This is a genomic window from Streptomyces sp. EDA2-14, assembly GCF_054963755.1.
In genome coordinates this window covers 201035-215325 of the sequence record NZ_JBUEGE010000005.1, presented here as the reverse complement: position 1 = coordinate 215325, position 14291 = coordinate 201035, and the positions used below count along the sequence as shown (strand labels likewise).

Annotated in this window: 15 protein-coding genes; 1 reads left to right on the top strand and 14 read right to left on the bottom strand. The window is 71.9% G+C overall.

What is annotated here, in order from left to right; translation table 11 throughout:
- Positions 1-61 precede the first annotated feature (61 nt).
- From solA to ACY34M_RS16445, 12 genes are all read right to left on the bottom strand, one after another.
- Positions 62-1204 carry an N-methyl-L-tryptophan oxidase gene (gene solA / locus ACY34M_RS16500; RefSeq protein ID WP_462717015.1) on the bottom strand — a complete coding sequence of 381 codons (1143 nt, stop codon included), beginning with the start codon at positions 1202-1204 and terminating at the stop codon, positions 62-64.
- Between the two features lie 31 nt (positions 1205-1235).
- Positions 1236-1979 (bottom strand): GntR family transcriptional regulator, encoded by a 744-nt coding sequence (locus tag ACY34M_RS16495; RefSeq protein WP_462717016.1) that lies wholly within the window; start codon positions 1977-1979, stop codon positions 1236-1238.
- Positions 1980-2115: 136 nt separating this feature from the next.
- On the bottom strand, positions 2116-3777 hold the full coding sequence (locus ACY34M_RS16490; RefSeq protein WP_462717017.1) for a dipeptide ABC transporter ATP-binding protein: 1662 nt from the start codon (positions 3775-3777) through the stop codon (positions 2116-2118).
- Complete coding sequence (locus tag ACY34M_RS16485) at positions 3774-4958, bottom strand: serine hydrolase domain-containing protein (protein ID WP_462717018.1); 1185 nt, start codon at positions 4956-4958, stop codon at positions 3774-3776. The genes ACY34M_RS16490 and ACY34M_RS16485 overlap by 4 nt, the downstream gene beginning before the upstream one ends.
- Positions 4955-6136: an anhydro-N-acetylmuramic acid kinase gene (locus tag ACY34M_RS16480; RefSeq protein WP_462717019.1), complete on the bottom strand. Its 1182-nt coding sequence runs from the start codon at positions 6134-6136 to the stop codon at positions 4955-4957. The genes ACY34M_RS16485 and ACY34M_RS16480 overlap by 4 nt, the downstream gene beginning before the upstream one ends.
- A 40-nt stretch (positions 6137-6176) precedes the next feature.
- The gene (locus ACY34M_RS16475; RefSeq protein WP_462717020.1) at positions 6177-7064 is read right to left on the bottom strand and encodes an ABC transporter permease; all 888 of its coding nucleotides are present in this window, start codon (positions 7062-7064) and stop codon (positions 6177-6179) included.
- On the bottom strand, positions 7061-8065 hold the full coding sequence (locus tag ACY34M_RS16470; protein ID WP_462717021.1) for an ABC transporter permease: 1005 nt from the start codon (positions 8063-8065) through the stop codon (positions 7061-7063). The genes ACY34M_RS16475 and ACY34M_RS16470 overlap by 4 nt, the downstream gene beginning before the upstream one ends.
- Complete coding sequence (locus tag ACY34M_RS16465) at positions 8062-9606, bottom strand: ABC transporter substrate-binding protein (protein ID WP_462717022.1); 1545 nt, start codon at positions 9604-9606, stop codon at positions 8062-8064. The genes ACY34M_RS16470 and ACY34M_RS16465 overlap by 4 nt, the downstream gene beginning before the upstream one ends.
- Positions 9607-9853: 247 nt before the next feature.
- On the bottom strand, positions 9854-10132 hold the full coding sequence (locus ACY34M_RS16460) for a hypothetical protein (RefSeq protein ID WP_462717023.1): 279 nt from the start codon (positions 10130-10132) through the stop codon (positions 9854-9856).
- A gap of 86 nt (positions 10133-10218) precedes the next feature.
- The gene (locus tag ACY34M_RS16455; protein WP_462717024.1) at positions 10219-10779 is read right to left on the bottom strand and encodes a DUF6082 family protein; all 561 of its coding nucleotides are present in this window, start codon (positions 10777-10779) and stop codon (positions 10219-10221) included.
- A 189-nt stretch (positions 10780-10968) separates the two neighbouring features.
- Complete coding sequence (locus ACY34M_RS16450) at positions 10969-11199, bottom strand: twin-arginine translocase TatA/TatE family subunit (RefSeq protein ID WP_462717025.1); 231 nt, start codon at positions 11197-11199, stop codon at positions 10969-10971.
- A gap of 2 nt (positions 11200-11201) precedes the next feature.
- Positions 11202-12200 carry a sporulation protein gene (locus tag ACY34M_RS16445; protein ID WP_462717026.1) on the bottom strand — a complete coding sequence of 333 codons (999 nt, stop codon included), beginning with the start codon at positions 12198-12200 and terminating at the stop codon, positions 11202-11204.
- Positions 12201-12377: 177 nt separating this feature from the next.
- Between ACY34M_RS16445 and ACY34M_RS16440 the strand changes: the two genes are divergently transcribed.
- Positions 12378-12833 (top strand): tellurite resistance TerB family protein, encoded by a 456-nt coding sequence (locus ACY34M_RS16440; RefSeq protein WP_462717027.1) that lies wholly within the window; start codon positions 12378-12380, stop codon positions 12831-12833.
- Positions 12834-12861: 28 nt separating this feature from the next.
- On the opposite strand, the gene ACY34M_RS16435 is transcribed toward ACY34M_RS16440, so the two are convergent.
- Both ACY34M_RS16435 and ACY34M_RS16430 read right to left on the bottom strand, forming a co-directional pair.
- Positions 12862-13794 (bottom strand): M56 family metallopeptidase, encoded by a 933-nt coding sequence (locus tag ACY34M_RS16435; protein WP_462717028.1) that lies wholly within the window; start codon positions 13792-13794, stop codon positions 12862-12864.
- A 4-nt stretch (positions 13795-13798) separates the two neighbouring features.
- Positions 13799-14212 (bottom strand): BlaI/MecI/CopY family transcriptional regulator, encoded by a 414-nt coding sequence (locus ACY34M_RS16430; RefSeq protein WP_462717029.1) that lies wholly within the window; start codon positions 14210-14212, stop codon positions 13799-13801.
- Between the last annotated feature and the right edge of the window lie 79 nt (positions 14213-14291).

Here is a 14291-nt window from a genome sequence, read left to right as displayed (position 1 = left end):
AGGGGGAAGCCAGGAGGGTGTGCGGTGCCGTGCGGGTGGGGGAGTGCTGAAGCGGTGTGTCTCAGCCCGTGAAGCGCGCCGGATCGAGGAACGAGATGTCGTACGGCGACGTCCCGTTCGTGACCAGCGAGGCGGCGATCTCGCCGAAGACGGGGGCGAGTTTGAAGCCGTGGCCGGAGAACCCGGCGAGGAGCGTGGCGTCGCGGGCGCCGGGCAGCGGACCGACCAGCGCGTGGTCGTCGGCGCTGAACGCCTCGGCGTACACACCGATCCGTACGGGGTGTGGGACGAGGCCGGGCAGCAGCCGGGCCACGGCGGCGGACGCGGCCTGCGCGAACTCGGTGTCCGCGCTGCGCGGCAGGTCCTCGGGGGCGCCCGTGTCGTGCCAGGGCAGGTGGTGCGGCACGATCTTGACGGCGGTTCCGTCGAGGACGGGGAAGCAGGAGAAGCCGGCCTCGTGGTGGCGCCGGATGGCGATCGGGAGCCGGTCCGGTCGGTGCGCGGCGACATCCTTGGCGGCGAACCACGCCGCCGTGATGCGCCGTCCCTGCAACGGAAGCCCCGCGAGCCGCGCGAACGATCCGGCCCAGGGGCCGGGACTCAGCACCACGTGGTCGACGTCGTACGTGCCCTGCCGGGTATGGATGTGCCAGCCGCCGCCGGGTCGTTCGTCGAGCCCGTCCACCCGGTGGTACGGGAGCAGTCGGGCGCCCAGCTCCTGTGCGCGGGCGAGCGCGGACTGCACGGCGGGCTCGGGTCGCAGGACCCCGGCGCCGGGGTCGAGGACGGCGATCTCGTCCGCGTCGAGCCGGTGCTGCGGGAAGCGCCGCGCGGCCTCGGTGGCGTCCAACACCTCGACGTCCAGGCCGTGTTCGGCGGCGCTGCCCCGCACGGCCCGCAGATCGGGGTGGCCGGGCGGCCCGAGGGTGAGCCCGCCGCACAGTGTGAGCAGCTCGCGGTCCGCCTCGCTCTCAAGGCGGCGCCACAGCTCGTACGAACGCCGCAGCAGCGGAACGTAGGACGCACCCTCCTTGTACGCGGTGCGGAAGATGCGGGACTCGCCGGCCGAGGCACCGCGGTCGTGGCCGGGGGCGTACGCGTCGAGGGCGAGCACCTCGGCGCCCCGGGCGGCGAGGTGCCAGGCCGTCATGGCACCGATGACACCGGTGCCGATCACGCCGACGCGCAGCGGGGGAGTGGACATGAGGGTTCCTTCCGGCGAGTACGAGAAGGGGTCAGGGGCCGCCCGGCGACCGGGGCGCCTCCGGCACGTCCAGGACCGACTGCTCCACGAAGAACTCGGTCAGGCCCGGCCGCATGATGTGCCACATGGCCTCCGCGAGTCCGCCGTCGGTCAGCCGGGTCAGCCGCCGCAGCCGCAGGACGGCCTCTCCGGGCGGGGTCTCCAGCAGGGCGGCGGTGGTCTCGTCGAGAACCTGCGCCTCGACGTACATCCGTGAGGTGCTGACAGGGATTCCGGTGCGGTGGAAGTAGTGCAGGACGGTGAGCTGTTCGAGGTCCTCGTCCAGCAGGCGCGGGGCGAGGGAGAACGGCACGGCGGACAGCTCGACGGCGAGCGGTTCGCCGTCCTCGCTGTACTTGACGCGCCGCAGTTCGTTGACGGGGTCGGTGTCGGAGACTCCGGGCAGGGCGACGCCGGCGTCGCCCGCCGGAACGACCTTGGCGGACTGGACGATGTGCGGACCCGGTACTTCGGGCCCCGTCTGCCGCACGTCGGTGAAGCGCAGCAGATTCTCCTGGCGGGCCCCTTCGGCGACGAACGTGCCGCGCCGCCGGTAGCGGACCACCAGTCCTGCTTGGGCCAACTCGTGCAAGGTGCGCTGCGCGGTGGCGCGGCTCACCCCGTACTCCTCGCGCAGCTCGGCCTCCGTCGGTACACGGGAGCCGGGCCGCCATTCACCCGAGGTGATCCGGGCCTCGATCTCGGCCCGGATCTGCTGGTACTTGGGGATGCCCATTGATTTGATCCAACCATTCGCCAATTGACCGGTCAATAGTGCGGAGCCGTGTGATCTCCACCCACGGGGTCATTCTCGTGGCGCGGCGGGGTGCGGAAGCGGTCGGGGCGAAGGCGGTGTCGGGGCGAGGGCGCGGTCAGCGTGCTCGCTTGCCGGGGATCGCGGCGATGAGCTCGCGGGTGTACGGGTGTTGGGGGTTGTCGAAGATGGCGGTCGGTGTGCCCTCCTCGACGACGCGGCCCCCGCGCATCACCAGCACGTGGTGGGAGACGAGACGGACCACGTCGAGGTCGTGGCTGATGAACAGGTAGCCGAGGCCCAGGTCGCGCTGGAGTTCCACCATGAGGTCGAGGATCTGGTCCTGCACCAGGACGTCAAGGGCGGACACGGCCTCGTCCATCACGATCAGTCGCGGCCCCAGCGCGAGGGCGCGGGCGATGGCCACGCGCTGCCGCTGGCCGCCCGAGAGTTCATGGGGATACCGGTGCAGGCATACGGCGGGCAGGGCCACTTGGTCGAGGAGGTCGGCGACCCGCGCCCGCTGGTCGGTCCGGCTGTCGCCGATCCCGTGCACGCGCAGGGGCTCGGCGACGATCCGGGCGATGGTGTGGCGCGGGTCGAGGGAGGCGTACGGGTTCTGGAACACCGGCTGGACGGCGCGGCGGAACGCGAGGAGGCGACGGCCGTGGGCCCTGGTGACTTCCATGTCCTCGAAGTGTGTGGTGCCCGTGTCGCAGTCCTCCAGGCGCAGAGCGATGCGTGCCGTCGTGGACTTGCCGGAGCCCGATTCACCGACCAGGGCGACCGTGCGCCCCGGCGGCACGCCGAGGCTGAGGTCGTCCACGGCGCGCAACGGCTCCCGGCGGCCGCGCAGCCGGTACTCCTTGGTGACACCGCGCAGTTCGAGGAGGGGCGCGGGGACGGGTGCCTGGTGCGGGACCAGTGTCACCTTGGCGCGGGCGATGCCGGGGGCGGCCGACAACAGGCGGCGCGTGTACGGATGTCGGGCCTCCGCGACGATCTCGTGCGAGGGGCCCGTCTCCACGACGCGACCCTCGTGCATCACGACCACCCGGTCGGAGCGTTCGGCCGCGAGGGCCAGATCGTGCGTGATGAGCAGCACCGACGTGCCCAAATCACGGGTGAGCCGCGCCATCTGGTCCAGGACCAGACGCTGCACCGTGACATCGAGCGCCGACGTGGGCTCGTCGGCGATCAGGACGTCGGGGCGACAGGCCAGGGCCATGGCGATCAGCACGCGTTGCCGCATGCCTCCGGAGAACTCGTGCGGGTACTGGGAGAAGCGGGACGCCGCGTCGGTGATGCCCGCCTGCTCCAGCAGCGCCACCGCCCGGTCGCGGGCCCGCTCGCCCCGCGCGATGCCGTGCACCCGGAGCGCCTCCGTGATCTGCGAGCCGATCGTGGCGACCGGGTCGAGGTTCGTCATGGGATCCTGCGGCACCATGCCGATCCGCGCGCCACGCACCTGGCGCAGGACCTTTGCCGAGGCCGTGGTGAGATTCACGTCGTCGAGGTGGACCGAGCCGCGGGTGATCCGTCCGTTGTCGGCGAGGAGCCGGTTGACGCTCGCCGCCAGCGTCGACTTGCCCGACCCGGACGCCCCGACCACCGCCACCGTCTCGCCCGCCGCGAGGTCGAGGTCCACCCGGTCCACGGCGGTGACATCACGGCCGGAGGTCCGGTACGCCACCGAGAGGCCGCGGATGCGCAGCGTGGCTCCGCGGCGCGTGCCGGCGCCGTCACGCGGGTCGGCCTCGGCCGGGACGGGGGCGGTCATGGCGACTCCAAGGTGTGTCCGGGGGAGCGGGACGGCTGGTCGGTGCCTGCTGGGGCGAGGGCCCGTACGACGCCGCGGTGGGCGACGGCGGCCAGGTCGCCCACCGGCACCAGACCGGCCCGGTCCGTGCGCGTGCCGTGCAGTCGGGTGGCCGCGAGGGCCAGCGCGAGCGGACGGTCGGTGGCCACCGCGACGTGTGTGCCGGTGAAGCCGTCGTGGCCGACCATCGGGACGGGGCCGTCCGGTGTGTCCAGCGCGAACCGGCGGAAACCGAGGCCCTGTTCGGGACTGCGCGGGTCCGCAGCCGCGAGGAACCTGGACCGCACCGCGGCCGGGACGAAGGACTCGTCGTGCACGAGGGCCGAGGCCAGCCGGAGCAGTTCGTCCAGCGGCGCGAACAGGCCGGCGTGCCCGCCGACCCCCGCCAGGGCGTGCGCGGCGTTGCAGTCGGCGGCCGAGCCACGGACGGGCGTCGTGCGCCAGCCGGTGAAGTCCGCCGCCGCGCAGGGCACGGGGTACGGCTCGCCGGTGGCGACCATCCGCCGCTCGATCCCGTCGCCGTCGCTGCTCACCGCAGCGGTGGCCGGGGGAACGGGCCCGTACCGGGTGCGGGTCAGGGCGAGCGGTGCGGCCACCCAGTGGCGAAACGCCGTGGCCAGGTCGGTACCCGTGACCCGCTCGACGAGACGCCCGAGCAGTATGAACCCCGGGTCCGAGTACGCGCGGTGGGTGCCGGGCGGTGTGTCCAGCGGAATCCGCTCGGCCAGGTCGAGCGCCGTCTCGCGGTCCGTGGTCCGGCAGTACAGCGGCCACCACGGGGGCAGTCCGGAGCGGTGGGCCAGCAGCTGCGCGGCAGTGACGCGGTCCTTGCCGCCCCCGCCGCGGAACCCGCCCAACTGCCGCGCCACCGGAGCGTCGAGGTCCAACCACCCCGCCGCGACGAGCCGCATGACCACGGCCGTCGTGGCCGCCACCTTGGTCACCGACGCAAGGTCGAAGACAAGTCCGGTCGTCATCGGATCGCCCGGGACGTCGCCGTCCGGACGCCGAGCCCAGCCCGCCGCGGCGTGCACCGGGCCCGTGGCGGGGGTGGACACACCCAGACACACCCCGGCAGGGCGCCGGCCGGGGTCACCCGTGTCCAGGACGTCGGCGGCCACCCCGGCAAGGTCGACACTCACGCCGGACCGCCGGTGACCACCAGCCGCTCGGGCCGTACCCGCGGCGCACCCGACGTGGGCAACCCCCGCCCACCGAGCGTGAGTTGCCCGAGCACTCGCTCGTCCGACGCCCCCGTGCACGTCACCACGTTCCCCGGCAGCCCGTGCAGGCTGTGCCAGCCGATGAGGGCGAACGCGAACGCCTCCTTCGCGTCGGACGGCATACCGAGCGCATCGCTGGGCCGCACCGCGACCCCGTCGAGCCGGTCCGTGAGCGCGGCCATCAGCGCCGGATTGCGCAGGCCGCCCCCGGACACGTACAGCACGTCGAGTCGCGCCTCGCGCACGGCGAGCGCGACGGTCTCCGCGGTGAGCGCGGTCAGGGTTGCCACCACGTCGGCGAGGGCAGGGCGGCGGCCTGCCTTCTCGGCGTGAGCGGAGACGTACACCGCGTCGAAGAGCTCCTTGCCGCAGCTCTTGGGCGGCGCCAGCGCGTAGTAGGGCTCGGTGAGGAGCGCGGCGAGCAGGTCGTCGTCCACCGTTCCGGACGCGGCGAGACGGCCGTCGCGGTCGAAGCCGTCGGCCGTTTCGGGGGAGTCGGCCACGACGGCGTCGATGAGGGCGTTGGCCGGGCCGATGTCCCAGGCGGCCGGTTCGGTGCCGGGGGCGACCACGGTGAGGTTGGCGATGCCGCCGAGGTTGAGCGCTCCGACGCGCCGCCCCTGTTCGGCGTCCGGCGCGAGCAGCAGCCGGTCGAGCAGGGGGACGAGCGGGGCGCCCTGGCCGCCCGCCGCGATGTCGGCGCTGCGCAGATCGCTGACCACGGGCAGGCCGGTGGCCCGTGCGAGCCAGGCGGGCCGGCCGATCTGGAGGGTGCCGCGGGCCGTGGCGCCCTCCACCCAGTGGTACAGCGTCTGACCGTGACTGCACACCGCGTCGGCGGGCGCCTCGGCGAGCGCGGTACGGGCCGCGTCGGCGAAGGCCTGGCCGATGCGGGTGTCCAGGGCGCAGACCGCCGCCGCGGTGGTCTGCCGGGGCGGCAGAGCGGCCACGAGGTCGGCGCGCAGCTCCGGCGCGTACGGGGTCGAACCGTGATGGGTGAGGTGGGCGCGCAGGGCCGTGCCGTCCTGCGTGAAGTCGACGACGGCGACATCGATCCCGTCGTGCGAGGTCCCGGAGATCATGCCGAGTACGCGCATCGAATCCCTTGCCCTTCCGAGGTGACAGCGGTGCGGGGCGTCATCGGCGGCCTCCCGTACGGGGATCGAGCACGTCCCGCAGCCCCGCGCCGAGCAGGTTGAGCCCGAAGACCAACACGATGAGCGCGACGCCGGGCCCGGCGAGCAGCCAGGGCGCGACGCTCGACAGGGTCCGCGCGTCGAACACCATGACGCCGAGCGACGCGGCGGGCGGCGGCGTGCCGAAGCCGAGGAAGCTGAGCGAGGCCTCGGTCAGGACCGCCCAGGAGAGGCTGAGCGTGACCTGGACCAGCACGATGCCGCGCATGTTGGGCAGGACGTGGGTGAAGAGGGTGGCGAGGCGCCGCTGGCCGACGGCGGTGGCGGCGATGACGTAGTCCGCGCTGCGCAGCGTCAGGACAGGCCCGCGCGCGACCCGTACGAAGATCGGTGCGTAGACGACCGCGATGGCGAGGGCGACCGTGGCCCGGCTGCGGGAGAGCGTCGCGGCCAGGGCGAGCGCGAGCAGCAGCGAGGGAAACGCGAACAGCACGTTGGTCAGCACGCCGACGACCCGGTCGAGCACCCCGCCGAAGTAGCCCGCGAGAACGCCCAGGACGACCCCCACGGCCCCGGACACGGCGACGGCCCCGCCGGCCACGAGCAGCGAGCTGCCGAGCCCCGCCGCGACCCGCGAGAACACGTCCCGGCCGAACTGGTCGGTGCCCAGCCAGTGTTCACCGCCCGGTGCCGTCAGCGCCGCCGCGACGTCCTGCGCGGCCGGATCGTAGGGCAGCGCGCCGAGCAGCCCCGCGGCGGCGGTGGCCACGACGACGAGCGTGAGCACGGCGCCGACGAGACCGGCCCTGCTCCGGGCGAGGGCGCGGATCAGGGAGACGCGCCGGGGCGGCGCGGACGGGGCGAGCGGCCTGGCCGACAGCGTGCTCATCGCGACCACACCCTCGGGTCGACGAGCCGGTAGACGAGATCCGTCGCCAGGTTGACCAGCACGAACAGCACCGCGATCACCAGGACCGTGCTCTGCACCACCGCGTACTCCTTCTGGCCCATGCCGAGCAGCACCTGGCGCCCGATGCCCGGCAGCGAGAAGACCTGCTCGACGACGACGGCCCCGCCCAGCAGGAACCCGAACTGCAGGCCGCTCATCGTGACCACGGGAATCAGCGCGTTGCGCAGCACGTGCCGGACCTGGAGCGCACGCTCGGGTACGCCCTTGGCGCGCGCGGTGTTGACGAAGTCCTCGCCACGGATGTCCAGGACCGCCGTGCGCGTCGTCTGCGCGATCGGCGAGGCGATGCTCACGCCGAGCACCAGCGCCGGCAGCACCATCTGCTGGAGGTTGAGGGCCGGGTCGCCGGTCGGCGGCGCGTACACCTGGCCGTTGGGGTTCCAGCCGAAGGAGTCGGCGAGGACCCGGGCGAGCACCGTGCCGGTGAGGAAGACGGGCGCGGACAGGGCGAGCAGGCTCACCGTCTGGGTCGCGCCGTCGCGCAGCGCACCCGGCCGCGAGGCGGCGAACAGGCCACCGGACACGCCGAGGACGAGCGCCAAGGCGATGGCGAGGACCGCGAGTTCGATCGTAACCGGCAGAGCATGCGCGGTGAGGTGCGCGACGCTCTGGCCCGCGTTGGAGGAGAACCCCAGGTTGCCGGTGAAGAGTCCGCCGAGCCAGGAGAGGTACTGCCCGGCCAGCGGCTGGTCCAGGCCGTAGTACTCCCGGAGCTGGGCGCGCTGGGCGCCGGTGAGATCGCCCGCGTCGGTGCCGTACGCGGCGGTGATCTGGTCGCCGGGCAGCACCCGCAGCACCACGAAGGTCAGCACGGACACGCCGATCAGGGTGAGCACGGCCTCGGCGACACGGCGCGTGACCGGGTGCGTGGCGAGACGGCGGACCCGGTCCGGTGGAGACAACGGGACAGAGGCCGTCATGCGAGCTTCGTCTCCCACAGGCTCTGCAGCCCCGCGTCGATCACCGGGCGGAAGCCGTGCACACGCGTGTTCGTGGCGATGTGACTGCGGCCGCTGTAGAGCCAGATCCACGCCGCGTTGTCCTCCAGCTCCCGCGAGATCTTGGCGTAGATCTTCTTGCGGGCGCCGGTGTCACTGGTCGCGATGCCCTCGGCGAACAGCTTGTCGAGGCGTGCGGAGTGGTAGCCGGCGACCTTGTTGAAGTTGCCGTCGCTGGTGAAGTAGCGGGCGTACGCGGGGGAGGGGTCGGCCACCGCCCCGTTGAGCGCGATCGCGGCGTCGAACGTCCCGGCCAGCCAACGGTCCACGTATGCACTGGAATCCAGCGTCTCGATCTTCATCTTGATCCCGACGTCGCCGAGTTGGGCCTGGAGATTCTGCGCCTCGTCCGCGGCGGTGGAGTACAGCCCTTGTGGGACGAGCGCGGTGAACGTGAATCCCGTGGGTTCACCCGCCTTCGCGAGGTGCTTCTTCGCGGCCTTGACGTCGCGCTTCGGGCAGGGCCGGGCATCGGGGTCGGAGGCGAAGGCGGGCGAGGTGAAGGGGCCGACGACCTTGCCCTGGCCGAGCGCCGCGGTCTTGACGACCTGCTTGCGGTCGATGGCGCACTGCACGGCGAGCCGGGCGTCCAGCTTGCGGAACGTGCGGGAATCGGTGCGCAACTGCAAGGCGTGGTAGTCGAGTTGGTCGACGACGTGCACGTCCACGGACCTCGATTTCGCGGTCTTGGCGGTGACCGGGTCGTCGAAGACGGCCATGTCCACGCTGCCCGACCGCAGCGCCGAAGCCAGGGAGTTCTTGTCCTGGATGACGCGGAACTCCAGAGAGCCCAGTCCAGGCTTGCCGCGGAAGTAGTCGGCGTTGCGCACCAGGGTGAGGGACTGGTTGGCGGTGCGGCTCTTGAACGCGTAGGGGCCGGAGCCGACGGGCTTGCGCTTGAGGCTCGCGAGCGGCTTGTCGGACGGCAGGACGACCGTGTTGACACTGGTGAGCGCGGTGAGCAGGGAGGCATCCCGCGCTGAGAGGGTGAGGACGACATGCGTCTTGTCGGGAGCGGCCACCTTCTTCACCGCGGCGAGCGAACTGCGCGCCACGGCCTTCGTGTCGGGATCGAGGATGCGGTCCAGGCTGTACTTGACGTCCGCGGAGTCGAGCGCGGAACCGTCGGTGAAGGTGACGCCCGGCTTCAGGGTGAAGGTGTACGTGCGGCCGTCCTTCGAGACGTCCGGGAGCTTCGCGAGCCCGGCGACCGGATCGAGCTTGTCGTCCTGGTCGAGGAGCGAGCTGTAGACCTGGCCGAGCACCTGCTGGGACTGCACGGCGGTGGCCGTCCAGGGCAGGAGCTGCGTGGCGTCCGCGGTGATCCCGAACACCAGTGGGCCGCCCGCGCCCTTGGACGACGCGCTGTCGGAACCGGAACATGCGGCCACGGTCGCGAGGGCGGTGGCTGCCGCGGCGGCGGCCACCAGGCCCCGCGTCGTGCGGCGGTCTCGTCTGAGCACGTGTGTTCTCGCTTTCTCCGGAGGACCTGGAGCGGCGCTGTGCGGCCGCCTTCGGGCGCGTACGGATGGTGCCGAGAGAACTCAGGCGCAAGGATTTCCAGAAACGGACGTTTCCATGTGTGTTTCGGGAAGCCAACGAAAAGGGCCTCCGGTCGGCGACACGACCTGTAGGAGCAGGTGCGCCACCAGCCGGAGGCCGGTGAAAGGGAAAATCGAGATCTGTCGGATGGATACGGGCGGCCCGCCCTCACCCCTTGAGCGCGAGGATGTCCGTTCGGGCACGCAAGAGCGTTTCGCGGGTGATGACGACGATCTTCTCGTGCTCCGCGCACGCGGCGTCGGCGGGCAGCCTGTCACCGAGCTGGTCGGTCCTGTCCGTCCCGATGACCGCGAAGCTCCCGTCGCCGAGCTCGAAGATGTCGGGGCACGCCTGGCCACCGACACTTCCGCGCTCGACGGGGGCTACGCCGATACGGCGCACAATGTGCAGGTCGGGACGGTCATCACCGTGAAGGGAATTAGCCACGGCGGACAAACTAGCGCACCGGAAGTGGGCGGCAGGCCCGGACATTTCACTATCTTGACGCCGTCGGCAAAAGGGCTGTTCGAGCGTTAGTCCTCAGGGGGCCGGCCGACGACCCACCACGACTCGCTCTCGTCCAGATCGTCGTTCGCGTCGAGATCCGCGACCAGCGCGTCGACCACCCGGCCGAGCCGGGCCTCCTCGGAGCCCTTCGGGAGGCTCGCACGGTGATGTCTGGTCGCCTCCCAGTACTCGCGCATGGAGCGGCTCTGGAAGACGTAACGCAGGTGGCCGTGGAGCTCGGTGAGGGTGAGGAGCCCGACGTGGTAGCCGTGCAGGGCGTGCTGGTACAGCTCGTTCGCGAAGAGATGACGGCGCTGCAGATCGGGCGACAGCTCCTCCTCGTACGCGTCGAGCACGGGGAGCAGGGAGGGGTCCGCCGTGGCTCGGGCGACGAGTTGTTGATGGTCGCGCCGGTACTGGGTGAGGGCCTCGCGTCGGTGGTCCTGCGCCGTCAACTCCTCGAGCCGGCGCAGGGCCACATGGACGCGGTAGACGGCGATCACGACGCCCGCAGCCTGCACGCCCGCGGCGATGTAGGCCACGGGAACGGAGCGGTGCTGCCTGCCCCCTGCTTTTCTTGTGATCATGAGTGTCCCCGCCTCGGTGTCGCCAATCCACGCGATCGGCGATGGAGAACGACACAACTTTACGTCCAGATTGTCCTGTTGGATCGTCCGGTGTGAAGTGCGGCAGACAGGCTCACTTCGGCATTGCCGGGACCCTGTCCATGCCCAGCATGTCCTCCGTGAGCCCCTTGTGCGCCCCCCTCGGGAGGGCTACGCTTTCGGCGGATCCTGGTCGGACGGGGACACCGTCTCGCCCTTGATGACGCGCGACGACCGCTGTGCGTCGCCCGCCGGGTCGTCCATTTCCTTCGCGGCCCTCGTCTCCGCCTTGAGGATGCGGGCCGCCTTGCCCGCGCTGCGCGTCAGTTCCGGCAATTTCTTCACGCCGATCACGACCGCGATCACGATCAGGACGATGGCGAGCTCACTCAGTCCGAACATGGTCAGTCCTCGCCACCCTCGTCGTCGCCCTCGTCCTCGTCCTCGAAGAAGTCGCCTACCTCGTCGACTACTTCCGCGGCGACCATACCGCCCACCACGCCGACCGCGAGGCCGGCGGCGCCCGCCGCCACGGCCGTGCCCACACCGGGCCCGGAGCGGTGCTCGCCGCCGTGCGCGTACGTGCCGTGATGGTCGACGTGGTGGCCCGTGTGGTGATCGGTGCGGGACTCGACCAGTTCCCGTACCCAGCCGTCCACGATCCCGTTCCAGTCCTGGTGGGCCACGTTCTCGTGGGACACGGTGAAGCGGGTGAGCGCGTCGTGGCCGCCGGAGAAGAGGCCGCCGCGCTTGTCCGCCTCCAGGACCACCTCCATGCCGCCCGGCGCGGCGAGGAAGGTCACCTCGATCTCGTTGACCGCGTGGGCGTACTGGGGCGGCGGCGTCAGCTCGATCTCCTGGTAGAAGGGGAGCTGCTGGCCGGTGCCGCCGATGTGCCCGTACTCCAGGTCGGCGGACGTGAAGCCGAAGCCGAGCTGCCCGAAGGCCTCCAGGATCGCCTCCTGCGCGGGGAGCGGGCCGACGGAGAGCGGGTCCAGGTCGCCCTTGTCCTTGGCGCCCGCGACCGCGAGTTCGGTGCGTACGCCGAGGGCGATGCCGAGCGACTGCCCGTACAGCTCGGTGATCGGCGTCTCCCACGGCAGCGGCACCGTGAACGGCACGCTGTGCTCGGCGCCCGCGGCGAGCCGGAAACCGCCGCCGACCGTGAACCGCTCGAACAGCACGGTGCCGTGGCCCTCGCCGCCCCCGTCCTGTCCGCTCTCCGTCTCGACCCCGGCGATGAGCTCCAGGGTGATGCGCTCGATCTCGAAGTCCCCGCTGCCGCCCTTGAGGTGGACCTGTCCGGAGACGGTGCCGCCGGGGGCGGTGGTCCAGTCGGGGAGAACGGTGTCGACGGTGGGCCCGCCCACGCCGAGCGAACCGAGCAGTCGTTTGAACACCATCGAGGCGTGAACTCCCTTGTAAGCGAAGGAGATGAGGGGATGAAGAGGGAGCGCGGACGTCCGGAAGACGCCCACGTTCTACAGACGTGTAGAAGTATAGGGGGGAGGCGGAACTTTCCGGGAGACCCGCTAGTTTCTACAGTGCTGTAGAAGAACATCTCGATCTGAGGAGCACCCGTGGCCCTGTGGGACCGCATCAAGGAATCCGCGTCGACCATGCAGACGCAGCTGGTGGCGAAGAAGAACGACCTGAAGTCCGGGGCCTTCCGTGACGCCTCCATGGCGATGTGCGCGCTGGTCGCCGCCGCCGACGGCACCATCGACGCCTCGGAGCGCCGCCGCGTCGCGCAGCTCATCATGAGCAACGAGGTGCTGCAGAACTTCGACGCCACCGACCTCCAGAAGCGTTTCGAGGCGAACCTCGACAAGCTGACGGCCGACTTCGACTTCGGCAAGGTCAGCGTGTTGCAGGAGGTCGCCAAGGCGAAGAAGAAGGAGGCCGAGGCCCGCGCCGTCATCCAGATCGGCATCGTCATCGGCGGCGCCGACGGCGACTTCGACAAGACCGAGCAGGGCGTCGTGCGCGAGGCCTGCCAGATGCTCGGTCTGGCGCCGCACGAGTTCGACCTCTAGGCCCACCGGGCGGTGGAGCCGTCTCGCGTCATAGGGGTGTGGCCGCGTGCAGCGTCGCCGCCAGGGTGAACGCGGAGTTGGCGGACGACATGGCGGAGACCGCCGCGCCGCACCCCGCCGTCCACGTGGCGAGCCCCACGGCCGTGAACGCCGTGGCCCGTCCCGGCGCGGTGGGCGGCGGCGACAGGAGCGCGGCGACACGGCGGGGCAGCGGACCAGGAGCGGCGAACGCCGCGAAGACCGGCTCGCGCGCCCCGCCCGACGTCAGCGCCACCTTGCCGATGGCCCGCGCGACCACCGTGCGGTCGCCCACCAGGGAGGCCGCCTCCTCGTCGGCCCACCGCTCCGCCGTGTACGCGACGGCCGAACTCAGCGGACGCAGAAAGGGGTTGGCGCGCGCGGCCAGCCGCACGGTCAGCAGATGACGGTGGTGCCGGGCCGTCAGATGCGTCCGCTCGTGGGCGAACAGGGCGCGCCGTTCCGCGGGCGAGAGCAGGTCGAGCAGCGCGGTGCTGACGACGATCCGGCCGCGCCCGCCTCCGGGCAGCGCGTAGCCGTACGCCTGCGGGTCGGGCAGCACCGCGACCTGCGTGGCGGGCAGGCCGGCGAGCGCGGCGTGGGCGCGGCGGCGCAAGGCGAAGTGGCGCCAGAGCGTGCGGGCGCAGGCGGCGACGACGGCGAGCAGCGCCGGGATCGCCGCCTTGCCCGCGAACTCGTCCTGCGGCACGGCGGCCCGCACCTCGGGGTCCGACCAGCCGTCCGGCAGCGGATTGCCCGGCAGCTGGGCGGTGCCGACCACCATCAACAGAGCGAGGCACACCGTGCTGCACACCGACATCACGGCGGCCACGCACGTCAGCAGCCGGGTCGCGGTGCGCGGATGCAGCCGCTGCGCGGCGAGCCGGGCCACAGGCCAGGCCGTCAGCGGCAGCACCAACGGAAGAAAGACGAAGATGCCCACAGGCTCAGTCCGTGCCTTCCCCGTCGACCGGTCCTGCGCCGCCCGCGTCCGCGCGGCGCAGCAGATCCCGCAGCAATTGCTCGTCGCCCTCGGGCAGCGACGTGACGAAGCTGGCCAGGACCGCCTCCCGGTCCGCCTCCGCGTCCAGCACCTTGCGCATCTTGAACGCGGCGAGCCCGGCCTCGTCGGCCACGGGCGTCCAGACGAACGAGCGCCCCTCGCGCCGCCGGGTGACCGCGTCCTTGGCCTGGAGCCGCGCCAGGATCGTCACCACGGTCGTGTAGGCCAGCTCGCCGCCCACCCGGTCGCGCACCCACCCGGCGCTCACCGGCCCGTCCGCCGTCCGCAGGGCCGCGAGGACCTGCGTCTCCAGCTCGCCCTGGGCGCGTCGTGGGGTCCTGTGGCGTGGCGTCGGCACCGGCTCCTCCTGATGGCTGGGTGTGCGGGCCCGTTCATCATCCCTGTTGGCACCCGTGGGGCGGGAGTCAGGTGCGGTG